The organism is Streptomyces sp. cmx-4-9, assembly GCF_046548835.1.
Lineage (GTDB): Bacteria > Actinomycetota > Actinomycetes > Streptomycetales > Streptomycetaceae > Streptomyces.
Genome location: NZ_JAEBEE010000010.1, coordinates 349,582 through 370,724, shown reverse-complemented (window position 1 = coordinate 370,724; position 21,143 = coordinate 349,582). Strand labels below are relative to the sequence as shown.

Below are 21,143 nucleotides of genomic sequence, written 5' to 3'. Positions count from 1 at the left end.
CCTCTCGGGCTTTCCTCCGGCGCTTCGTTCTTCGTTTCCGACTCTATCAGACTCTTTCGTGTCCGATTCCCGGTCGAAGCGGGATTCGCTTTCCAGGATTCCGCTTTCGCGTTTCCCTTTCCGGCGATTGCGACTCTATCAGAAGATTTCCACCGGATTTCCCGGCTTCAGATCTGGATGATGAGGAATCGCGCGCACCCCTCAGGAATTGAATTCCATATGGGGGGTGAGGTGACTTTAAGCCATCGCTGCCGAACTTGTCCAGTTCGAGGCAACCGTTCGAATCTACCTCCCCGCTGGCTCCGTGTCAACGGTGGCTGCGGGACGTCAGGAGACTAGCAGGCGAACGGGGAGCGACGCACATCAGGCTGCCGTGGGAAGGGAGGCGTTCCGGTCGGCGGCTTCCACGTCGCCCGCCTCGCCGGCCCGGGAGGCCCGGCCGCCCAGGACGAACACGTAGAGCAGGAAGGCCCCCTCGGCGATCACACCGATCGTGATGCGGGCCCAGGTGGGGAGGCCCGACGGGGTCACGAAGCCCTCGATGAGGCCCGAGACGAACAGGACCACCGCGAGGCCGATGGCCATCCCGAGGGCGGCCCGGCCGCGTTCCGCGAGGGCGGCGCGCCGGGTCTGCGGGCCCGGGTCGACGACCGTCCAGCCCAGGCGCAGGCCGGTGCCGGCGGCGACGAAGACCGCCGTCAGTTCGAGCAGGCCGTGCGGGAGGATCAGGCCGAGGAAGACGTCGAGGCGGCCGGCCGAGGCCATCAGGCCCAGCCCCACCCCCAGGTTGGCCATGTTCAGGAACAGGATCCAGAGCACCGGGAGGCCCAGGAAGGCGCCGAGGACCAGGCAGACGGCGGCGGCCTGGGCGTTGTTCGTCCAGACCTGCGCGGCGAACGAGGCCGCGGGATGGCTGGAGTAGTACGTCTCGTACTCGCCGCCCGGTTTCGTGAGCGCCTTCAGCTCGTCCGGGGCGGCGATGGCGCCCTGGACCTCCGGGTGGGTGGCTATCCACCAGCCGATGAGCACGCCCACCGCCGTCGAGACCAGCGCGGTCGGTATCCACCAGCGCCGGCTGCGGTGGACGGCGGCGGGGAAGCCCACGGTGAAGAAGAGCACCGCGTCGCGCCAGCCGGCCCGGCGGACACCGGTCACCGTGGCCCGGGCCCGGGCCACGAGCTGGGTCAGCCGGCCGGTGAGCATCGGGTCGGGGGAGCTGGACTGGAGCAGGGACAGGTGGGTGGCCGTGCGCTGGTAGAGCTCGACGAGCTCGTCCGCCTCGGCGCCCGTGAGCTTGCGGCCCCGCCCCAGGAGGTGCTCCAGGCGGTCCCATTCCGCCCGGTGTGCCACCACGAAGACGTCGAGATCCATCCGGTTGCCGCTCCCCTGCCCCAGGTTCCCTGCCACTGCCTGCTCCTGATGTGGTCAGCTTGGCAGACTGGTGGTCGTAGGGGCGGGGCAGGTCACGTGAAAGGTGCTGCGGTGAGCGATCTGGTGACGGGGGACGCGGTCGTCCTTGGACTGCAGCCGGCGCGGCTGCCCAGCCGGGCCCTGGCGTTCGTGCTCGACGCGGCCGTCTACGTCATCGGATACCTGCTCTTCTCCCTCTCGCTGACCCTGGCGACGGCCTCGCTGGACTTCGCCGCGCAGGCGGCGATAGCCGTGGCCACCGTGCTGCTGGTGCTGGTCGGCGTGCCGATCGCGGTGGAGACCCTGAGCCACGGCCGGTCCCTGGGCAAGCTCGCCTGCGGTCTGCGGGTGGTGCGCGACGACGGCGGGCCGATCCGCTTCCGGCATGCGCTGGTGCGCGGGGCCATGGGAGTCGTGGAGCTGCTGCTCACCTTCGGCTCGGTGGCCTGCATCGCCTCCCTGGTCTCGGAGCGGGGCCGGCGGCTCGGCGACGTCTTCGCCGGGACCCTGGTGGTCAGGGAGCGGGTGCCCGGGGCCCGGGTGGTGCCGGTGCCCGCGCCGCCGCCGTGGCTGGCCGGCCGTTTCTCCGGGCTGGACCTGTCGGCCGTGCCTGACGGGCTGTGGCTGGCGGTGCGGCAGTACCTGACGCGGATGGGGCAGCTGGATCCGCAGGTGGGTGCGGCGATGGCGGTGCGGCTCGCGGACGAGCTGGTGGAGCGTACGGGGACGCCGCCGCCCCCCGGGGTGCCGGCGGCGGCGTACCTGATGGCGGTGGTGCACGAGCGGCAGTCCCGCGACGCCGCCCGGGCCTTCGCGGCCCGTTCCGCGGACCGGTTCACCGCGCCGGCGGCCGGCCCGGCCGCGCCCGTCGTGCCGTACGGGGCACCGGCGCCGTACGCCGCTCCGTACGGGGCCCCGCGGCCGGCCCCCGCCGCTGCCGCGCCGGCGGCTCCCGTGCAGCCGCCGCGCAGCGGGGGGTTCGCGCCGCCGGCGTGAGGGCTGCGGTCTACGCCTCGAAGGTGGAGGGCGGGGTCTCCAGGTGTTCGAGCTCGATTCCGGGGGCGGCGAGGACCACGTCGCCGGCCAGGTGGACGGTGTGGACCTCGCCGGTGTCCAGGGCGCTGACCTGGTAGGCGTCCACCAGCAGCGGGCCGCTGTCCGTGGGGTGCTCCTCGCGGGAGACCAGGGCCCAGGCCTGGTCGACCGTACGCGGGGCGAGGACCGGGTCGGTGAGGGCGACGAGCCGGACGCGGGTGGCGGGGGCGCCCGGGTCCAGGCGCAGCAGGCGGGCCGTCGCGACGAGGAAGGCCGGGGAGGTGCCGGTGAAGCCGGGGGCCTGGACGTTGCCTTCGGTGGCCTCGGCGCCGGCGGGGTCGGTGCGCACCCAGGTGACGCCGTCGACGGCGGCGCCCCGCACCTGCCAGCTCGCGCTGGTGACCTCCAGGCGGATGGGGCGGCCGAGCGTGTCGACGGCGAGGTCGACGGAGCCGCGGTGGTCGCCGTCGGGGGCGGTCAGCTGGGAGACGTAGCGCCAGCCGGACGGGCCGGGCGCGCAGTGGAAGTGCTCCTCGCCGAGGGGCGTGTGGTCGTGGGGGTCGTGGAGCGAGTAGCGGCCGCGGGGCATGGTGGGCACGTTTCGTGGTCGGGGCGGCGGACAGGCCCCCGGCGCGCGTGCGCCGGGGGCCTGCGGGGAGCGGGTGCCGATCAGCGGGGGCCGGTGCCGATCGGGGGCCGGTCAGTAGCGGTAGTGGTCCGCCTTGTACGGGCCTTCGACCTTGACGCCGATGTACTCGGCCTGCTCGGGGCGCAGGGTGGTGAGCTTGACGCCGAGGGCGTCGAGGTGGAGGCGGGCGACCTTCTCGTCCAGGTGCTTGGGCAGGACGTAGACGTCGGTGGGGTACTCCGCCGGCTTCGTGAAGAGCTCGATCTGGGCCAGGGTCTGGTCCGCGAAGGAGTTCGACATGACGAAGGAGGGGTGGCCGGTGGCGTTGCCGAGGTTCAGCAGGCGGCCCTCGGACAGGACGATGAGGACCTTGCCGTCGGGGAACTTCCAGGTGTGGACCTGGGGCTTGACCTCGTCCTTGACGATGCCCTCGACCTTGGCCAGGCCGGCCATGTCGATCTCGTTGTCGAAGTGGCCGATGTTCCCGACGATGGCCTGGTGCTTCATCTTGGCCATGTCGGCGGCCATGATGATGTCCTTGTTGCCGGTGGTCGTGATGAAGATGTCGGCGGTCTCGACCACGTCGTCGAGGGTGGCGACCTGATAGCCGTCCATGGCGGCCTGCAGGGCGCAGATCGGGTCGATCTCGGTGACGATGACGCGGGCGCCCTGGCCGCGGAGGGACTCGGCGCAGCCCTTGCCGACGTCGCCGTAACCGCAGACGACGGCGACCTTGCCGCCGATGAGGACGTCGGTGGCGCGGTTGATGCCGTCGATCAGGGAGTGGCGGCAGCCGTACTTGTTGTCGAACTTCGACTTGGTGACGGCGTCGTTCACGTTGATCGCCGGGAAGAGCAGGCTGCCCTCGGCCATCATCTCGTAGAGGCGGTGGACACCGGTGGTGGTCTCCTCGGTCACGCCGCGGATCTCGGACGCGAGCTGGGTCCACTTCTGCGGGGACTCGCCGAGGGTGCGGGTCAGCACCGCGAGGATGTGCGCGTACTCCTCGGAGTCCGCCGTCGACGGGTCGGGGACCGCGCCGGCCTTCTCGAACTCGACGCCCTTGTGGACGAGGAGGGTGGCGTCGCCACCGTCGTCGAGGATCATGTTCGGGCCGCCGGTGGGGGTGTTCGGCCAGGTCAGCGCCTGCTCCGTGCACCACCAGTACTCTTCCAGCGTCTCGCCCTTCCAGGCGAAGACGGGGATGCCCTGCGGGTTCTCCGGGGTGCCGTTCGGGCCGACCGCGATGGCGGCGGCTGCGTGGTCCTGGGTGGAGAAGATGTTGCAGGAGGCCCAGCGGACGTCGGCGCCGAGAGCGGCGAGGGTCTCGATGAGCACGGCCGTCTGCACGGTCATGTGCAGGGAGCCGGTGATGCGCGCGCCGGCGAGGGGCTGGGCGTCCGCGTACTCGGCGCGGATCGACATCAGGCCGGGCATCTCGTGCTCGGCGAGGGTGATCTCCTTGCGGCCGAAGGCGGCAAGGGAAAGGTCTGCGACCTTGAAGTCCATGGGTGGTGCTCCTCATGGTGCGAGAGGGTGGGTACGGCTGGGCGGCGCGCCGTTCGGCCGGTTACGTCCAAAACCAGTCTGGTGGGGCGCGTGGCTCACAGTCCGTCGGGGGTCCTCTCTCCCCTCGGCCGGTCACGAGGACCGCCCGACCGCCATCAGCAGCGACGCCTGACTCTGCCCTCGAATCTACACCGGTCGGCGCAGTGCGCCCCAGTCGGCCGTTCGGGCAGGCGTGTCCCGGGGTCGGTTCGTCCGGTGGATGGATGGGGGTCTTCGGGACTTCTGACGCCTCCTCCGGGGCGGCTGCAGTGCGCCCCCCGGAGGAGGCGTCGGACGTCCGCTCTCGGCCGGGTCCCGTACCGCGGGGGTACGGGACCCGGCCGCGGTGCGGAACCGGCCAGACCGTAGCCTTCCGGCCACATGCACTGCTGGGAGGGGAACGGATCCATGGCACACCGTCCGGGGCGAAGACTGGGGACCGCGGCGGCCGCCGTGCTCCTGCTCGGGGCCGCACTGATCGGCGGGCCGACGGCCTTCACGCTGAGCCGCTTCGACGCGGTGCGGGCGGGCAGCGACAACATGCGCCCCACCCTGGTGCCCGGGGACCTCGTCGTCCTGCGGAAGAAGGCCACCCCGGTAGGACGCGGTGACCTCGTGCGCTTCGATCCCGCGGAGTGGGGGGTTCCGGGCCCGTTCCTGGGGCGGGTGGTGGCCGTGGGGGGCGACCGCATCTCCTACCGGGAGGGCGCCGCAACCCTGACCCTCAACGGCCGGCCCCTGCAGGAGCCGTACGTGCTGGGCGGCGCCCCGGGCGCGGGCGGGACGGACTTCGACGTCACGGTGCCGCCGGGCCGGCTCTTCCTGCTGGGCGACAACCGGGACGACTCCGCCGACTCCCGCTTCCACCCGCAGCACGAGCACGGGACGCTGCCGGTGTCGGCGGTGACCGGGGTCGGGTTCAGCCACGAACATCCGGTGGCGGTGGGTTTGGTGCTGTCCGTGGCGGCCGGGCTGTGCACCCTGCCGGTCGGCGCCGGCCTCGCGGTCGCCTGGCTGGTGGCGCGGCGGCGCGGGCGGCGGGCGCCGGTGCGGCCCGCCTGGGACTCCTCCCGCGGCGCGTAGGCGCGGCGGGCACGGGCGGGCCCCCGCAGCCGTGGCTGCGGGGGCCTCACAGGTCCGTCAGGCCGGGGTGGCACCCGGCTTCGCGAGCGGGTCGATCCGGCCGGCGTGGAGGATGTCCGGCTCCAGGTAGATCACCCGGGCGATCGGGACGGCCTCGCGGATGCGCGCCTCGGCGGCGTCGATGGCGCGGGCCACCTCGGCCGCGGTGTCGTCGTGCTGGACCGCGATCTTGGCGGCGACCAGCAGCTCCTCGGGGCCGAGGTGCAGGGTGCGCATGTGGATCAGGCCGGTGACGGTGTGCCCGTCGACGACCGCGGTTTTGATCTTCTCGACGTCCTCGGTGCCCGCGGCCTCACCGAGCAGCAGGGACTTGGTCTCGGCGGCCAGGATGATCGCGATGATGATCAGCAGGATGCCGATGCACAGGGTGCCGATGCCGTCCCACACGCCGTTCCCGGTGGCCAGAGCGAGGCCGACGCCGACGAGGGCCAGGACGAGGCCGACGAGCGCGCCGAGGTCCTCCAGCAGGACGACCGGGAGTTCGGGGGCCTTGGCCCGCTTGACGAACTGGCGCCACGACAGGCTGCCGCGGGTCTGGTTCGACTCCTTGATCGCGGTGTGGAACGAGAACGACTCGGCGAGGATCGCGAAGACCAGGACACCGACCGGCCAGTACCAGTTCGTGATCTCGTGGGGCTCGTGGATCTTCTCGTAGCCCTCGTAGATGGCGAACATGCCACCGACGGTGAAGAGCACGATGGAGACGAGGAAGGCGTAGATGTAGCGCTCGCGTCCGTACCCGAAGGGGTGCTGCGGGGTCGCCTCGCGCTGGGCCTTCTTGCCGCCGAGGAGCAGCAGCCCCTGGTTGCCGGAGTCGGCCAGCGAGTGGACGCTTTCCGCGAGCATCGACGAGGAGCCGCTGAACAGGAACGCCACGAATTTGGCTGCAGCGATGGCGAGGTTGGCGGCGAGTGCCGCCACGATCGCCCTGGTACCGCCCGACGCGCTCATGGATGCAAGGTGTCCTTCCCTCAGCTCTGACTACCGGCCGCACATTGTTGCAGCTACCCCGGCTCAGCCGCCTCAGACGACCACGGTGGCCCGGAAGACGGTTCCCGTCCCGGACAGTTCGGTCTTCTCGCCTGCCGGGACGAAGACCGACTCACCGGGGGCCAGCGTCAGTTCGCCGGCCCGCGGGGAGCCCGCCGTGCAGAGCAGGATCTGCGGCGCGCCGTGCGGGAGGGTGTGGGAGGCGCCGCCGGGTGCCAGGACGAAGCGGGAGAGCCGGAATTCGTCGATGGGGGTCTCGTAGACCTCCTCGGCGCCGCCCTCGGGCCGCAGCACCTCCGGGTCGCCCGCCGTGAACTTCGTGACCTTCAACAGTTCCGGCACGTCCACGTGCTTGGGGGTGAGGCCGGCGCGCAGCACGTTGTCGGAGTTGGCCAGCAGCTCCACGCCGAGGCCTGCGATGTAGGCGTGCGGGACGCCCGCGCCGAGGAACATCGCCTCGCCGGGCTGGAGTCGGACGTGGTTGAGGAGCATGGCCGCGATGACCCCCGGGTCGCCCGGGTAGTCGTGGACCAGGGCCGCGTACGGCTCGTACGGTCCCCCGAGGCGTACGGCGGCGGCCGCGGCCTCGGCGACGGTCGCGGCCGTCTCCTCGCGGTCGGCGGTCAGGACGGCCGTCAGCACCTCGCGCAGCGCCGCGTCCTCGGGGTGGGCCCGCAGCAGGTCGGCGTACGGCTTGAGGGAGTCGACGCCGAGGCCGTCGAGGAGGTCGGCGGCCTCGTGCGGGGGACGGAAGCCGCACAGCCCGTCGAACGGGGTGAGGGCGCAGATCATCTCGGGCTTGTGGTTGGGGTCCTTGTAGTTGCGGTGGCCCGCGTCCACGGGGATGGCGCGCCGCTCCTCGTCCTCGAAGCCCGCGCGGGCCTGCTCCAGGTCGGGGTGGACCTGGAGGGAGAGCGGGGCGCCGGCGGCGAGGAGCTTGAGGAGGAAGGGCAGCCGGGGGCCGAAGCGGGCGACGGCGGCCGCACCGAGTTCGCCTTCGGGGTCGGCGTCGATGACCGCGCCGAGCGTGGTCGCCCCCGCGCCGCGGTCGAGGCGGGAGGGGGCGCCGGGGTGCGCTCCCATCCACATCTCGGCCTGGGGCTCACCGGTGGGCTCGGTGCCGAGGAGCGCGGGGATCGCGGTGGTGGATCCCCAGGCGTAGGGGCGGATCGTGTTGGTGAGGCGGTCCATCGTCGTCTTCCTGGATAGAGCTGGGCAGCGGAGTATGCCTCAGCTGTGTCCCCCGGAGGCCAGCGCCAGGTAGGCGGTGGCGAAGTCCGTGACGGCGAGGAGCTCGGCGAGCTGTTCCAGTTCGACGCCCTCCTCCGGTTCGAGTTCGCTGACGGCCGTGTCGTGGCTGAGGGCGAGCTCGCGTGCGGCAGGGGCGGCGGTGAGGCCGCCGGCCGGCCGGTCGCGCAGCAGGACGATGCGGGCGCGCAGGGCCTGGGGCTCGTCGACCCGGTCACGGAAGAAGTCTTCGGGGTCGGCGCCCGCGGCGAACGCCCCGGCGAGCAGGACCCCGTGGGCCGGGAGGGCCTCGGGCAGGGCTGCGGCGAGGGCGGGCCGCCCGGCCAGTTCGGCGAGGGTCGCGGCGAAGCGCCGGCCCGCGGGTCCGGCGCCGACGCCCTCGCTCCAGATCAGCGGGAGGGAGTCGGCGAGTTCGGAGGCGAGGGTCTTGGCCGGGTTGGAGTACGTGACGACGGCGGGGCCGCAGCGTTCGGCGGTGCGGTCGAGCCGGTCGGCGACGAGTTGCAGCTCACGCGGGCCGGCGGCGACCAGGCCCAGCCTGTCGAGGAGCACCAGCAGCGGTGTCAGCAGGGCCCACAGTGCACCGGGGCCGGCCGCGGCGGACTCGTCGAACTCCTGGTACGGGGCCTTGGCCATCGGTACGAGGAGCCCGTGCGCCCCGTCGACGGCCTCGCTCAGCGGTGAGCGCTCGGGGGCGACGGCGACGACGGTGCAGCCGCGCCGGTAGGCCTGCTCCGCGAGGCCGGCGAGGCCGGGTTCGGTGCCGTCGGTGGTGGCGATGAGCAGCAGGTCGACGGGGCCCGCCCAGCCCGGCAGGGCCCAGCGCAGGGCGCCGGCGGCGTGCGCGACGCCGGTCGGGTCCAGCCGGATGACGGGGGCGCCGGCCCCTGCGAGGGCGCCGAGCAGGTCGGCGACTCCGGTGGCGGCGGTGCCGGGCCCTGCGATGAGGACGGCCCGGGGGCGTCCGTCGGGGCGCAGGTCGGCGAGGCCCGCCTCGGCCGCGTGCCGGGCGGCGGTACGGACCCTCGCGCCGGCTTCGGCGGCGCCGCGGAGCAGGCCGCGGCGATCGGCGCGGGCGAGATCGTCCGGGGCGTCGAGAAGCGACTCGTCGAGCATGGCGGCCTCCGGCTGTTGGGTGACGGAACCAGTCTGCGCGTACGGGGCGGGTACGGGGCCCCGGCCGCGGCCCGGAGGGGTCAGGCGGGGCGGCGGGCCTCGTCCACGAGCAGCACCGGGATGCCGTCGCGCACGGGGTAGGCGAGGCCGCAGTCCTGGCCGGTGCAGATCAGCTCGGGAGCCGTCTCGTCCGCCGACTTGTCCTCAAGGGGCGCGTGGCAGGCGGGGCAGGCGAGGATCTCCAGAAGGCCGGCTTCGAGCGGCATGGGGCGGTTCCCTTCGAACATGCGGTTTGGGCGAGGTCAGCGTACCGCCGAGTCACCTCCGGTGCGGCCGCAAGGTGCCTGGTGGCGGGCGCGGGTGGCGGCCGGGGGCGGCCGGTGCGGGTGGCGGGCGCGGGTGGCGCGGCCGGCGGCGGGAGGGCTGCGCCGGCGGGGGCCGTCCGGAACGCCCGTGGGGCCGGGTCGGGCGGCGGTCAGGCGCGGATGAGGGCGAGGACCTCGTCGCGGACCGTGGCGAGGGTCTCGGCGTCGCGGGCCTCGACGTTCAGGCGCAGCAGCGGCTCCGTGTTGGAGGCGCGCACGTTGAACCACCAGTCGGCGGCGGTGACGGTCAGGCCGTCCAGCTCGTCGAGGGTGGTGCCGTCCTGGGCGCCGTAGGTCTCCTTGACCGCGGCCAGCCGGGCCGCCTGGTCGGCGACGGTCGAGTTGATCTCGCCGGAGCCCGCGTAGCGGTCGTAGGAGGACACCAGGTCCGACAGCGTGCCGTCCTGGCCGCCGAGGGCCGCCAGCACGTGGAGCGCGGCGAGCATGCCGGTGTCGGCGTTCCAGAAGTCCTTGAAGTAGTAGTGCGCCGAGTGCTCGCCGCCGAAGATCGCCCCGGTCTTCGCCATCTCCTCCTTGATGAAGGAGTGGCCGACGCGGGTGCGCACGGGGGTGCCGCCGTGCTCGCGGACGACCTCGGGGACCGACCAGGAGGTGATCAGGTTGTGGATCACGGTGCCGGAGTTGCCGTGGCGGTCCAGCTCGCGGGCGGCCACCAGGGCGGTGACGGCGGACGGGGAGACGCCCTCGCCGCGCTCGTCGACGATGAAGCAGCGGTCGGCGTCGCCGTCGAAGGCGATGCCGAGGTCGGCGCCCTCCGCGGTGACACGGGCCTGGAGGTCGACGATGTTCTTCGGGTCGAGGGGGTTGGCCTCGTGGTTGGGGAAGGTCCCGTCCAGCTCGAAGTACATCGGGACGAGGTCCAGCGGCAGGCCTTCGAAGACGGTGGGCACGGTGTGGCCGCCCATGCCGTTGCCCGCGTCGACGACGACCTTGAGGGGGCGGATCGCGCTGAGGTCGACCAGGCCCTTGAGGTGCGCGGCGTAGCCGGTCAGGGTGTCCTGCTCGGTGATGGTGCCGGGGACGGTCCCGGGGGCGGGCGCGGGCGCGCCCTCGTCGGTCCACTTCTCCGCCAGTTCGCGGATCCGGCCGAGGCCGGTGTCCTGTCCGACGGGCGCGGCGCCGGCGCGGCACATCTTGATGCCGTTGTACTGGGCCGGGTTGTGGGACGCCGTGAACATCGCGCCGGGCAGGCCCATCGCCCCGGAGGCGTAGTACAGCTGGTCGGTGGAGCACAGCCCGATCAGGGTGACGTCCACGCCGCGGGCGGCTGCGCCGCGCGCGAAGGCGTTCGACAGCCCTGGGGACGAGGGGCGCATGTCATGGCCGACCACGATCGCGGTGGCGCCGGTGACCTCGACGAATGCGGCACCGAACAGTTCGGCCAGGTGCGCGTCCCACTCGTCCGGTACGACGCCGCGGACGTCGTAAGCCTTGACGATGTTCGAAAGATCTGCGGCCACTGCCTGCCCTCCTGAAGGTCCTGTGCGAACAGCAAACGTACCGTGAACCAGGATCCCCGCTGCAGGCGATCCGGGCCTCAGGAGTCCGGCGAACGCAGGACGCGCAGATGTCCGCGGCGGGTCTCGCCGGCCACGGGGCCGCCGCGGCCGCCGGGTTCGGCGGCGCGCTCCGGCGGGCGGGCCGCCTCGCGCACGGCGTTGGCGAGGGCTTCGAGGTCGTCGCCGCTGGGGCGGGACGGCGCCGATCCGTCGGACAGCCGGACGACTTCCCAGCCGCGCGGGGCGGTGAGGCGTTCCGAGTGCTCGGCGCACAAGTCGTAGCAGTGGGGCTCGGCATAGGTGGCGAGCGGTCCGAGGACTGCGGTCGAGTCGGCGTAGACGTACGTCAGCGTCGCGACGGCAGGGCGGCCGCACGCGGTGCGCGAACAACGACGTACAAGGCTCACGACGTTGGACGGTACCGCACTCTTGACCGGGCCGCGACGAGGCTCCCGTCGCTCACTCCCCCGTGTCGTGCCCGCGGCGGCGCGGCGGGAGTCCGGAAATGCCCGCCGGGCAAGGGCTACCCTGCGGGGGTGACGGACAGCTCCCTGCCTCCCCGCCCCGCCGAGCCGCCCCCCGGGACCCCCGGCGGGGCCCCCGGCGGGACCCCCGCCGCGCCGCGGCACCGCAGGCGCGACCGGCACGGGCGGGGCATGCGCGGGCCGGTGGCGCCGCCGCAGGTGCCGCTGTCGGCGAGCCGGTCGGAGCTGTTCGGGGACCTCGTACGGGATTCCGTGGAGCGGCTGGAGCGGCGCTGGCCGCAGCTGGCCGAGGTGGAGTTCCTGGTGGGGGACGTCCCGGGGCCGCCGGGGGGCCCGGAGGCGGGCTGGAACGACGAGGCGGTGCCGCTGGGCGCGCTGTACGAGTCCCGCGAGGGGCGTCCGGCCCGGATCGTGGTGTTCCGCCGGCCGGTGGACATCCGTGCGAAGTCGCGGGACGAGAAGGCGCTGCTGGTGCACGAGATCGTGGTGGAGCAGGTGGCGGAGCTGCTGGGCCTCTCGCCGGAGACGGTGGACCCCCGGTACGGACAGGACTGAGTCCCGGCCGTACCGGGGGCGTCCCGCAGGTCAGTCCGTCAGGACCGAGAGGTCCTGTACGGCCCGGGGGACCGAGACCGTGGAGCGGTCGTCCGCGAGGGTCTGCACGGTGAACATGGCGATTCCCTCGTGCGGCAGGGACAGGGTGCGGGCCGCGTGGACGGGGCCGCCCGCGAGCGTTTCGACGGTGAGGGCGTAGGAGCCCTTGCCGCCCGTCGGGGCCACGGCCACCTGCTGGGTCGTACCGGCCTTGACCTGCACCTCCTGGGAGGCGCCGGCCCCTCCGCCGGTGGTCGGCGAGGCTGTCACCCTGACCTTGGCGTCGGTCCCGCCGGGCACCGTCAGTGCGAGGACGGTGGCGTCCTGGTCGGTCCGGTTGTCGGCGACGGTGGCCCGCGGGCCCACCGGGCCGGTGGCCGGCACGAAGCCGAGCTCCTGTTTGGCGCCGCTGCCGCGGACCACCCGTACGGCCGCCACCACGGGGGCCGCCCTTCCGGCGTCGGCGGGGGCCAGCAGCAGGGAGCCGGGCTCGCCCCGGGTCAGGTCCTTGAGGTCGACGGCGGCGGTCGTCCCGGCCTTGAGGTGCAGCTGTTCGCTGCCGGCCGGGGTGATGGCGCCGTTGGGCCCGGCCAGCTTCAGCACCAGGTCCGCGTCCTCCTCGCCGGGCACGTGCGCGACCAGCCGCACGGAGGTGGCGTCGGCCGGGATGCCGGGCAGGACCAGCGAGCCCGCCGGGTCGGCGGCGGCCTGGAGCCAGTCGGCGCCCACGGTCTCCTCGGCGGCCTGCACCGAGGCGCCGACCCGGCCCGCACGGGTGGTCACGTGGGCGGTGGCGTCGGCGAGTTGGGCGCCGGGGACCAGGGAGGACAGCAGGACGGACTTGGTGGACTTCGGGTCGATGCGGATGTTCTCGCTGGTGCCCTGGTCGGGCTTGGCGGCGCCGTCCGGGCCGAAGAGCCGGATGTCGACGACGGCGGCGGCGTCGTCCGGGTTGGTGAGGTGGACGTAGTCCTCGCGGCCCTTGGCGGTGCTCACGCCGGGGAACCAGAAGTCGGTGCCCGGTGCGGTGCAGCCCGCGCCGAGGAGGCCGCGGGAGCGGCCGACGGAGACCTGGGTGGTCTGCTGGGCGGTCCAGCCGGGGGCGAGGACCCCTTCGGCGCTGCCGGTCAGCGCGGGCGCGTCCGCTCCGGTGGCGGCGGCCCCGGCGGGCTTGCCGGTCTCCTTGAGTTCGAGGACCGGCTTGGCCTCCTTGGTCGCGCCGAGCAGCCGGGCCGTGCCCGTGCCTCCTGTGGCCGCGGCCCCGGCGGCCGCGGCCGCGGCCGGAGTGAACGCCGTGTAGGTGGTCTCCGCGATGTCCGAGGTGCTGGGGGCCGGGCACACCAGCAGGGACCGCTCGACCGGCATCCGGGCGGCGGTCGCGGCCTTGGCGTCGGCCGCCCCGCTCCCGGGGGCGGTGAGGGAGGCGAGGCCGGTCACCGCGGCGAGGGCCGCGGCGACGGCCGCCAGCGTCAGGGGTGCGCGCTGCTTCACTGCTGGGGGCTCCCGTCGGAACGCGGGTCGTGCGGTGCGTGGGGGTCGTACGGAGCGTGCGGCTCGTACGGCTCGTACGGCTCGTACGGGTGGGCGTACGGCTGCTGCTGCGGATACGGGGGCTCGTACCCCTGCTCGTCCTGCTGCGGGGACGGGTAGGGCGCGTACTGCGGCGCCGGGGCGTAGGGCTGCGGGTTCTGCTGCTGCGACTGCTGTTCGTAGGCGTAGCCGCCCTGGCCGGGCTGCGGCTGGTAGGCGTACGCCTCTTCGCCGTACACCGGCTGGGCGGGGATCTGCGCGTACGGGTCGGCGTCCGCGGCCGTCTCCGCGGGGGCGGCGGCGGCTTCCGCGCCGGCGCGCAGGCGTCGGGCGCGGCGGCCCTCGCCGGCCTCGCCGGGTCCGGGTCCCTCGGGGAGGGCGGCCTCCTCCTCGGGCAGGTCGTCGTCGAGCCGGGCCCGACGGCCCGGGAGGGCCATGACCAGCAGGACGAGGGCGAGCAGGCCCTGGGTCCAGTGCCAGGCGGTCCGGGTGAGGGAGGGCTCGTGGACCAGGTCGAGGCGGCCGCCGGCCGCGGGGAGTTCGAAGCCCTGCGCCCAGCCGTCCAGGGTCTTGGGCTTCAGCGGCTTGCCGTCGAGGGTGGCCCGCCAGCCGGGGGCGGCGCGGTCGGCGATGCGCAGCACGCGGCCGGCCTCGCCGGCCGGGATCTTGCTGTGGGCCTCGACGGGGCCGGAGGCCACGGGGACGGGGGCCTCGCCGGTCTTGCCGGGGACGATGACGGCGCGCGGCAGCCAGGGCTCGACGCCCCACAGGGCGGTGCCGTCCTGCTGGTGGCGGCGGCTGAGCCCGGGGGTGGCGTCGAGGACCCGGCGGACCTCTTCGGGGCCGCCGGGGCGGAACATCACGAAGCGGATGGCGTAGGCGCTGAGCTGGCTGGACTGGTCGGCTCCGGAGCCCGCGACGAGGTTGGAGACCACCTTGTCGAGGCGGGCGTCGCTGCCGGCGCCGGCGGCGGTCTCGGCGGCTCCGAGCCGGCCGCCTGATCCGCGGACCAGGCTGTAGGAGAGGGTGGCGGCGCCGGGGGCGGGGTCCAGGATCAGGGTGCGGGTCTGGTTGTCGTCCCCGCTGGCCTCGGCGACGAATGCCGGGACCTGCACGGGGTCGCGCCGCTGGAGCGGGCCGTCGGCGCCGGCGAGCAGCCAGCCGGCCGCGCCGAGGACGGGCCCGGCGGCCGCGGCGAGCGCGATGAGGGCGGCCAGGGGCTGGCGCCAGCCGAAGCTGCTGGCGGCGACCCGCTCCCTGGCCCCGTCCGCGCCGAGGACGGCTGCGGCGAGCAGGGCCAGCCCGTAGACGAGGGTGGCGGGGCCCGCCCAGGCGGTGCGGTTGAGGAGCACGGCCAGCAGCAGCGCGGTCAGGGCGACGGCCCAGGCGGTGTGGATGGCGAACCGGCGGTCGCTGCGGAGCAGGGCGGCGAGTGCGGCGAGGACGATCCCGGCGAGGAGCAGGCCGCCGGCGGTCCCGGGGCCGCCGGGGCTGAGGCCGAGCAGGTCCAGGGCGGTGGCGGAGCCGGTTCCGTAGGGCAGGCCGGCCTCGCGCAGGAACCGGCCCGGGTGGGTGAGCAGGCCGAGTGACCAGGGGGCCAGCACCAGCAGGGGGACGGCGAGGACGGCGAGCAGCCGCAGTCCGTACGCCTTCCACTGCGCGCGGCGCAGGACGAGGGCGGCTGCGCCGAGGACGGCGGCGAGCGGCCAGACGACGGGGGTGAAGGCGGTGGCCGCGGTCAGCAGCAGGGTGGCGGTCCACACGGCGCGCCAGCCGCCCCTGGCTCCGGGCCGGGCGCCGTCCTCGCCGAGGGCGAAGGCGGCGGTCGCGGCGCGGGCGGTGAGCGGCAGCAGGACGGCGAGGACGGCGGTGCCCAGGCGGCCGCCGGCGAGGGCGCCGGTGACGGCGGGCAGGAAGGCGTAGGCGGTGGCGGCCCAGGCGCGCAGCAGGCGGGAGGTGACGAGGGGCCGGGAGGCGAAGTACGCGGTGAGTCCGGCGAGGGGGACGGAGCCGACGAGGAGCAGGGTCAGGGCGGCCTCGGTTGAGCCGAACAGCAGGGTGGAGAAGGCGCCGAGGACGGCGAGGTAGGGGGGCGCGTCGGCGGTGGAGCCGGTTCCGACGGGCTGCCAGGTGTCGGTGTAGGCGTGCCAGAGGTCGAGGCCGCTGTCGGGGGCGGGGAGCAGGGCGCCGCCCATCAGGGAGCCGCCGCCGAGCAGGGAGCGGCAGGCGGCGACGGAGACCAGCAGGAGCAGTCCGAAGAGGACGGGCGCCGGGTTGCGGGCGATCCGCTTGAGGCGGGCGAACCGCTCGGTGGTGTCCGGGTACTCGCCGTCCTCGCCGGGCGCGGTCAGGACGCTGGGCGCGCCGTGCCGGCCGGCGGCCGGGGTGTCGCTCTCGCGGCCTTCGCCGAAGTACCCGGCGAGCTGTTCGGCGTTGGCCCGCAGCGAGGCGCCGGGTGGCGGGAAGAGGGGGCGCAGTTCGGCGGCGGGGACGGCGGGGCGGCGGCGGGCTCTGCGGGCGGCGAGGACGCGGCCGGGGCGGAGCAGGGTCGCGAGGAGTCCGGTGACCTCGTCCACGGCCTGGCCGGGCGCCTTGCCGACGAGGTAGGCGAGGGTGCGCAGCAGGGTGCCGAGCAGGACGCGCAGCAGGACGTACGGCAGGGCGCGGCCGGAGCTGTTGGCGAGCATCGTGTAGACGGCGCCGGCCTTGTCGACGCGGTGCGGGCTGGTGGTGGTGCGGCCGGCGCAGTCGACGGTGCGGCGCTCGCGGGCGGAGGCCTCGGCGTGGCGCAGTACGGCGTCGGGGGCGACGAGGACGGTGTGGCCCGCGCTCTGGGCGCGCCAGCAGAGGTCGACGTCGTCGCGCATGAGGGGCAGGCGCCGGTCGAACCCGCCGAGGGCCTCGTAGACGTCGCGGCGCACGAGCATGCCGGCGGTGGAGACGGACAGCACCGGGCGGACCTGGTCGTGCTGGCCCTGGTCCTGTTCGCGGCGGTCGAGCCCGGTCCAGCGGCGTCCGCTGCGGGCGATGCTGACCCCGGCTTCGAGGAGCTGCTTCTTGTCGTACCAGCCGCGCAGCTTGGGGCCGATGACGGCGGCTTCGGGGTTCTCGTCGGCGACGCGCAGGAGTTCGGTGAGGGCGTCGGGCTCGGGGGCGCTGTCGTCGTGGAGGAGCCACAGCCACTGGACGGGTTCGCCGTGGGGGAGTTCGGGGAGGTCGTAGGCGTCGTCGCGCCAGGTCCGGCTGACGGGGTCCCAGCCGCTGGGGCGCTTGAGGTACGGGAGGTCCTCGGGGGTGAGGGTGCCGGCGCTGCGGGCGGCTTCCTCGACGGCGGCGCCGAATCCGGTGCGGCGGGCGAGGTGCAGGACCCGCTCGTCGCCGAAGGCCTCGGTGAGCAGCCGGGCGGAGTCGTCGGCGCTGCCGGTGTCGGCGGCGACGTGGTTCTGGGCGGGGCGTTCCTGGCCGAGGAGTCCGGCCAGCGTCCGGGGCAGCCAGCGGGCGCCGTCGTGGGCGACCAGGACCGCGGTGACGACGTGCCGGGGGAACTCGGGGGTGGCGCCGGCCTGGTGGGGGGCCGTCGACTGGCTGTGCAGGGACATCGCGGTACGGGCCCTCCGGCCGGGGATCCGGGGGTGGTGTGCCCTCGGAGGCTGCTGGACAGCGCCCCACACTAACGGCTGGCAGCAGAGCGGTCCGCCTCCTGCGGGGAAGGTGCAGGAGGCGGACCGTGTGCTCCGGCCGACGCCCTCGTGGCCGTGCGGCTCGATATGTCGTGCGATGTGCGGTAGGTGCCGGGCGGGGAGTGCCTCGGGGGCCTCAGACCGCTGCCTTCTTCAGCCGGCGCCGCTCGCGCTCGGAGAGTCCTCCCCAGATGCCGAATCGCTCGTCGTTGGCGAGGGCGTACTCAAGGCATTCGGAGCGGACTTCACACGCCAGGCAGACCTTTTTCGCTTCGCGGGTGGAGCCGCCCTTCTCGGGAAAGAAGGATTCGGGGTCGGTCTGGGCGCAGAGGGCGCGCTCCTGCCATCCGAGCTCCTCGTCCGCCTCCTCGACCAGCAGTTCCTGAAACAGCTCGGTCATGTGCGCCCCTCGCTCTGTCTGTGCGTCCCCGTGGTGTTGCCGTCACCGATCGCTACGTAACGACACGAGTGAAATTACAAGTGCGTGGCTCCGGAGCAGTCAAGCCGAGATCTGCTATTGGGCCCCTTATTCACTCTGCGGAACCAAGCGTATGCGTTAAGTGTTCATATCGCCAAAAATCGTGACACATGCAACGGGCGTCCCGCGATGCCCGCCTGCCCGCCTTCACCCGTAATCCACGTGTCACTCGTCGGTGTGGTTGCGATCACGCCGGCGAAGCGGTGTAGATCACAGTCCGGTCACGAGATCGCGTGACGGGTTTGATCCCGGCAGAGCGCCACATCCCCTGGTCCGCAGTGCACAAACCTTTCTCCGCGCACAGCAACCGGATGAGGTGAAAGTTTTCCGCCAAAACGGACATTGGGTTGACAGTCCGGCCCCCGAGCCGGTCTCCTTGTCCGCATGTCAGTGACCGCAGCCGCCACCGGGACCCCCATTCGTGGGTTCCTGTGCGCTGCCCAGGTCCACTGTTGCTGTTGCAGCTGTTGATGCCCGTGGAGCTCCGGCTCCGCCGAGCTCCGGCCCCTTGCAACCGCCAGCACCACTGACATCCGTCGAGGTACTCCCACGATGAACCGCACCACCACCCCCCACGCGCACACCGAGAGCGACCTCCAGATCGCCGGTGACATCCTCGCCGTCCAGCACCTGCTCCAGCCCGCCCCGGAGCACCCCTCCACCGTCGCCGGGTTCGTCGGCCTCGCCCGCTCCGTCGCCGCCGACCGCGGCTCCTGGGAGCACCTGGTCCGCTACGACGCCACCACCCGGTGGTACCACCGGCTGCGCACCGGCCCGGGCTACGAGGTCTGGCTGCTCAGCTGGGTGCCCGGCCAGGGCAGCGGCCTGCACGGCCACGGGGAGTCCTCCGGGATCATGACCGTCCTCGACGGCACCCTCGTCGAGCACGTCGCGCCGAGCGGCCGCCGGCTCGCGCTGGGGCCCGGCTCCCAGCGCGTCTTCGCCCCCGGCTACGCCCACGAGGTCGTCAACGACACCCTCGAAGGGGCCGTCAGCCTGCACGTGTACTTCCCCGGGCTGACCGAGATGCCGATGCACACCTGCTCCCCCGCCCGGTCCGGGGCCGTCGGCGTCGGAGCCCCCGCGGCCTGACAGACTTCGGTGCATGCGCATCGTTGTTCTGGCCGGCGGTATAGGCGGCGCCCGGTTCCTCCGGGGACTCAAGTCGGCTGTGCCCGACGCGGACATCACGGTCATCGGCAACACCGGTGACGACATTCACCTGTTCGGGCTCAAGGTCTGCCCCGATCTGGACACGGTGATGTACACCCTCGGCGGTGGCATCAACGAGGACCAGGGCTGGGGGCGCGCCGAGGAGTCCTTCACCGTCAAGGAGGAGCTCGCGGCGTACGGGGTCGGACCCACCTGGTTCGGCCTCGGCGACCGCGACTTCGCCACCCACATCGTCCGTACGCAGATGCTGGGCGCCGGCTACCCGCTCAGCGCCGTCACCGAGGCCCTCTGCGACCGGTGGCGGCCCGGGGTCCGGCTGCTGCCCATGACCGACGACCGGGTGGAGACCCACGTCGCGATCACCGACCCGGACACCGGCGAGCGCCGGGCCGTCCACTTCCAGGAGTACTGGGTGCGGCTGCGCGCCTCGGTGGACGCGGAGGCCGTCGTCCCCGTGGGCGCCGAGCAGGCCAAGCCGGCGCCCGGCGTGCTGGAGGCCCTCGCCGCCGCCGACGTCATCGTCCTGCCGCCCTCCAACCCGGTGGTCTCGGTGGGGACGATCCTGTCCGTGCCCGGCATCCGCGAGGCGGTGGCCGCGGCCCCCGCGCCGGTCGTGGGCCTCTCCCCCATCGTCGGCGGGGCGCCCGTGCGCGGCATGGCCGACAAGGTGCTGGCGGCGGTGGGCGTCGAGTCCACCGCTTCCGCGGTCGCCCTGCACTACGGGGCCGACCTGCTCGACGGCTGGCTCGTGGACACCTGCGACGCGGACTCCGTGGCCGCGGTGGAGGCCGCCGGTATCCCCTGCCGCGCGGTGCCGCTGATGATGACCGACGAGGCGGCCACCGCCGCCATGGCCCACGCCGCCCTCGACCTGGCACAGGCCGCCCGGTGAGCGCCGGCGCGGCTCCTTCCTACGAGGTCCGGGCCGTCGAGGGCATCCCCGAGGTCCGGCCGGGCGACGACCTGGCGAAACTGATCACGTCCGCGGCCCCGGACCTGGAGGACGGGGACGTCCTGCTGGTCACCTCGAAGATCGTCTCCAAGGCGGAGGGCCGGATCCGCCGGGCCGACTCGCGCGAGGAGGCCATCGACGACGAGACGGTCCGGGTGGTCGCGCGCCGCGGCGCCCTGCGGATCGTGGAGAACCGGCAGGGGCTGGTGATGGCCGCCGCCGGGGTGGACGCCTCCAACACCGCCCCCGGCACCGTGCTGCTGCTGCCCGAGGACCCGGACGCCTCGGCCGCCGCGATCCGGGCGGGCGTGCGCGAGGCCCTCGGCATGGACGTGGGCGTGGTCGTCACCGACACCTTCGGGCGGCCCTGGCGCACCGGGCTCACCGACGTGGCGATCGGCTCGTCCGGGGTGCGGGTCCTGGACGACCTGCGCGGGGGCGCCGACGCGCACGGCAACCCGCTGAGCGCGACGGTGGTGGCGACCGCCGACGAACTCGCCGCCGCGGGCGACCTGGTCAAGGGCAAGGCGGCCGGGCTGCCGGTGGCGGTGGTCCGCGGGCTGGGGCACCTCCTGGGCCAGGGTTCGGCGCGGGACCTCGTCCGCTCCCCGCAGGACGACATGTTCCGGCTGGGGACCTCGGAGGCGGTACGGGAAGCCGTGACGCAGCGGCGCACCGTACGGGCCTTCACGGCGGAGCCGGTGGACCCGGGCGCGGTGCGCCGGGCGGTGGCCGCGGCCGTGACCGCGCCCGCCCCGCACCACACGACGCCGTGGCGGTTCGTGCTGCTGGAGTCCGAGGCCTCGCGGCTGCGGCTGCTGGACGCGATGCGGGACGCGTGGGTCGCGGACCTGCGCGCGGACGGGAAGTCCGAGGAGTCCGTGGCCCGGCGGGTGCGGCGGGGCGAGGTGCTGCGGGCCGCCCCGTACCTGGTGGTTCCGTGCCTGGTGACCGAGGGCGCGCACCACTACGGGGACGCCCGGCGGGACGGGGCGGAGCGGGAGATGTTCGTGGTCGCGATGGGCGCGGGCGTGCAGAACCTGCTGGTCGCGCTGGCCGGGGAGCGGCTGGGCTCGGCGTGGGTGTCCTCGACGATGTTCTGCCGGGACGTGGTGCGCGAGGCGCTGGACCTGCCGCGGGACTGGGATCCGATGGGGGCGGTGGCCGTGGGGCACCCGGCCGCGCCTGCGGCGGACCGGCCGGCCCGGTCGGCCGCGCGGTTCATCGAGGTCCGCTGAGGGCTTCGGC

At 74.0% G+C, this 21,143-nt stretch carries 18 protein-coding genes; 6 read left to right on the top strand and 12 right to left on the bottom strand.

Annotation, left to right across the window (positions count from 1 at the left end; translation table 11 throughout):
• Positions 1-363 precede the first annotated feature (363 nt).
• Entirely contained in the window at positions 364-1,371 is a 1,008-nt protein-coding gene (locus tag ACLJTM_RS30265) for a stage II sporulation protein M (protein ID WP_411106963.1), read from the bottom strand.
• A gap of 111 nt (positions 1,372-1,482) precedes the next feature.
• On the opposite strand from ACLJTM_RS30265, the gene ACLJTM_RS30260 reads away from it, so the two are divergent.
• Positions 1,483-2,406: an RDD family protein gene (locus ACLJTM_RS30260; RefSeq protein WP_411106943.1), complete on the top strand. Its 924-nt coding sequence runs from the start codon at positions 1,483-1,485 to the stop codon at positions 2,404-2,406.
• A gap of 10 nt (positions 2,407-2,416) precedes the next feature.
• On the opposite strand, the gene ACLJTM_RS30255 is transcribed toward ACLJTM_RS30260, so the two are convergent.
• Entirely contained in the window at positions 2,417-3,034 is a 618-nt protein-coding gene (locus tag ACLJTM_RS30255; protein WP_411106942.1) for a hypothetical protein, read from the bottom strand.
• Between the two features lie 111 nt (positions 3,035-3,145).
• Positions 3,146-4,582, bottom strand: coding sequence for an adenosylhomocysteinase (gene ahcY / locus ACLJTM_RS30250; RefSeq protein ID WP_411106941.1), 1,437 nt, complete (start codon positions 4,580-4,582; stop codon positions 3,146-3,148).
• 447 nt (positions 4,583-5,029) lie between these two features.
• Here ahcY and lepB point away from each other — a divergent pair, with 447 nt between their 5' ends.
• Entirely contained in the window at positions 5,030-5,704 is a 675-nt protein-coding gene (gene lepB, locus ACLJTM_RS30245) for a signal peptidase I (RefSeq protein WP_411106940.1), read from the top strand.
• Between the two features lie 57 nt (positions 5,705-5,761).
• Here the strand turns inward: lepB and ACLJTM_RS30240 are convergent, their stop codons facing one another.
• The 6 genes from ACLJTM_RS30240 to ACLJTM_RS30215 form a co-directional block, all read right to left on the bottom strand.
• Positions 5,762-6,715 (bottom strand): cation diffusion facilitator family transporter, encoded by a 954-nt coding sequence (locus tag ACLJTM_RS30240; RefSeq protein WP_411106939.1) that lies wholly within the window; start codon positions 6,713-6,715, stop codon positions 5,762-5,764.
• A 72-nt stretch (positions 6,716-6,787) separates the two neighbouring features.
• Complete coding sequence (manA, locus tag ACLJTM_RS30235) at positions 6,788-7,945, bottom strand: mannose-6-phosphate isomerase, class I (protein ID WP_411106938.1); 1,158 nt, start codon at positions 7,943-7,945, stop codon at positions 6,788-6,790.
• 39 nt (positions 7,946-7,984) lie between these two features.
• The gene (locus tag ACLJTM_RS30230; protein ID WP_411106937.1) at positions 7,985-9,118 is read right to left on the bottom strand and encodes an SIS domain-containing protein; all 1,134 of its coding nucleotides are present in this window, start codon (positions 9,116-9,118) and stop codon (positions 7,985-7,987) included.
• 80 nt (positions 9,119-9,198) lie between these two features.
• Positions 9,199-9,384 (bottom strand): Trm112 family protein, encoded by a 186-nt coding sequence (locus ACLJTM_RS30225; RefSeq protein ID WP_272258431.1) that lies wholly within the window; start codon positions 9,382-9,384, stop codon positions 9,199-9,201.
• A gap of 209 nt (positions 9,385-9,593) precedes the next feature.
• Positions 9,594-10,964, bottom strand: a complete 1,371-nt coding sequence (locus tag ACLJTM_RS30220) for a phosphomannomutase/phosphoglucomutase (protein ID WP_411106936.1) — start codon at positions 10,962-10,964, stop codon at positions 9,594-9,596.
• 77 nt (positions 10,965-11,041) lie between these two features.
• A complete protein-coding gene (locus ACLJTM_RS30215; RefSeq protein ID WP_411106935.1) occupies positions 11,042-11,410 on the bottom strand; it encodes a DUF3499 domain-containing protein in 369 nt (122 codons plus the stop codon).
• A 129-nt stretch (positions 11,411-11,539) separates the two neighbouring features.
• Between ACLJTM_RS30215 and ACLJTM_RS30210 the strand changes: the two genes are divergently transcribed.
• The gene (locus ACLJTM_RS30210) at positions 11,540-12,043 is read left to right on the top strand and encodes a metallopeptidase family protein (RefSeq protein WP_411106934.1); all 504 of its coding nucleotides are present in this window, start codon (positions 11,540-11,542) and stop codon (positions 12,041-12,043) included.
• 30 nt (positions 12,044-12,073) lie between these two features.
• Here ACLJTM_RS30210 and ACLJTM_RS30205 read toward each other — a convergent pair whose 3' ends face one another.
• The 3 genes from ACLJTM_RS30205 to ACLJTM_RS30195 all read right to left on the bottom strand — a co-directional run bounded on the left by ACLJTM_RS30205 (position 12,074) and on the right by ACLJTM_RS30195 (position 17,692).
• The gene (locus ACLJTM_RS30205; protein ID WP_411106933.1) at positions 12,074-13,573 is read right to left on the bottom strand and encodes a DUF5719 family protein; all 1,500 of its coding nucleotides are present in this window, start codon (positions 13,571-13,573) and stop codon (positions 12,074-12,076) included.
• Positions 13,570-17,211, bottom strand: a complete 3,642-nt coding sequence (locus tag ACLJTM_RS30200) for a glycosyltransferase family 2 protein (RefSeq protein WP_411106932.1) — start codon at positions 17,209-17,211, stop codon at positions 13,570-13,572. Before ACLJTM_RS30200 ends, ACLJTM_RS30205 begins: the two co-directional genes overlap by 4 nt.
• A gap of 217 nt (positions 17,212-17,428) precedes the next feature.
• On the bottom strand, positions 17,429-17,692 hold the full coding sequence (locus ACLJTM_RS30195) for a WhiB family transcriptional regulator (RefSeq protein ID WP_003983763.1): 264 nt from the start codon (positions 17,690-17,692) through the stop codon (positions 17,429-17,431).
• A gap of 630 nt (positions 17,693-18,322) precedes the next feature.
• On the opposite strand from ACLJTM_RS30195, the gene ACLJTM_RS30190 reads away from it, so the two are divergent.
• From ACLJTM_RS30190 to ACLJTM_RS30180, 3 genes are read left to right on the top strand one after another with little or no spacing between them, the layout of a single operon-like run.
• Positions 18,323-18,862 (top strand): cysteine dioxygenase, encoded by a 540-nt coding sequence (locus ACLJTM_RS30190; RefSeq protein WP_411106930.1) that lies wholly within the window; start codon positions 18,323-18,325, stop codon positions 18,860-18,862.
• A 13-nt stretch (positions 18,863-18,875) separates the two neighbouring features.
• Positions 18,876-19,835 (top strand): 2-phospho-L-lactate transferase, encoded by a 960-nt coding sequence (gene cofD, locus ACLJTM_RS30185; RefSeq protein WP_411106929.1) that lies wholly within the window; start codon positions 18,876-18,878, stop codon positions 19,833-19,835.
• Positions 19,832-21,133 carry a coenzyme F420-0:L-glutamate ligase gene (locus tag ACLJTM_RS30180; protein ID WP_411106928.1) on the top strand — a complete coding sequence of 434 codons (1,302 nt, stop codon included), beginning with the start codon at positions 19,832-19,834 and terminating at the stop codon, positions 21,131-21,133. Before cofD ends, ACLJTM_RS30180 begins: the two co-directional genes overlap by 4 nt.
• Positions 21,134-21,143: the final 10 nt, after the last annotated feature.

What these genes read in the sequence shown, in the direction of transcription:
- ACLJTM_RS30265 (WP_411106963.1), bottom strand. Translation starts at nt 1,371, where the DNA reads ATGGATCTCGACGTCTTCGTGGTGGCACACCGGGCGGAATGGGACCGC.
- ACLJTM_RS30255 (WP_411106942.1), bottom strand. Translation starts at nt 3,034, where the DNA reads ATGCCCCGCGGCCGCTACTCGCTCCACGACCCCCACGACCACACGCCC.
- ahcY (WP_411106941.1), bottom strand. Translation starts at nt 4,582, where the DNA reads ATGGACTTCAAGGTCGCAGACCTTTCCCTTGCCGCCTTCGGCCGCAAG.
- lepB (WP_411106940.1), top strand. Translation starts at nt 5,030, where the DNA reads ATGGCACACCGTCCGGGGCGAAGACTGGGGACCGCGGCGGCCGCCGTG.
- ACLJTM_RS30240 (WP_411106939.1), bottom strand. Translation starts at nt 6,715, where the DNA reads ATGAGCGCGTCGGGCGGTACCAGGGCGATCGTGGCGGCACTCGCCGCC.
- manA (WP_411106938.1), bottom strand. Translation starts at nt 7,945, where the DNA reads ATGGACCGCCTCACCAACACGATCCGCCCCTACGCCTGGGGATCCACC.
- ACLJTM_RS30230 (WP_411106937.1), bottom strand. Translation starts at nt 9,118, where the DNA reads ATGCTCGACGAGTCGCTTCTCGACGCCCCGGACGATCTCGCCCGCGCC.
- ACLJTM_RS30225 (WP_272258431.1), bottom strand. Translation starts at nt 9,384, where the DNA reads ATGCCGCTCGAAGCCGGCCTTCTGGAGATCCTCGCCTGCCCCGCCTGC.
- ACLJTM_RS30200 (WP_411106932.1), bottom strand. Translation starts at nt 17,211, where the DNA reads ATGTCCCTGCACAGCCAGTCGACGGCCCCCCACCAGGCCGGCGCCACC.
- ACLJTM_RS30195 (WP_003983763.1), bottom strand. Translation starts at nt 17,692, where the DNA reads ATGACCGAGCTGTTTCAGGAACTGCTGGTCGAGGAGGCGGACGAGGAG.
- ACLJTM_RS30190 (WP_411106930.1), top strand. Translation starts at nt 18,323, where the DNA reads ATGAACCGCACCACCACCCCCCACGCGCACACCGAGAGCGACCTCCAG.
- cofD (WP_411106929.1), top strand. Translation starts at nt 18,876, where the DNA reads ATGCGCATCGTTGTTCTGGCCGGCGGTATAGGCGGCGCCCGGTTCCTC.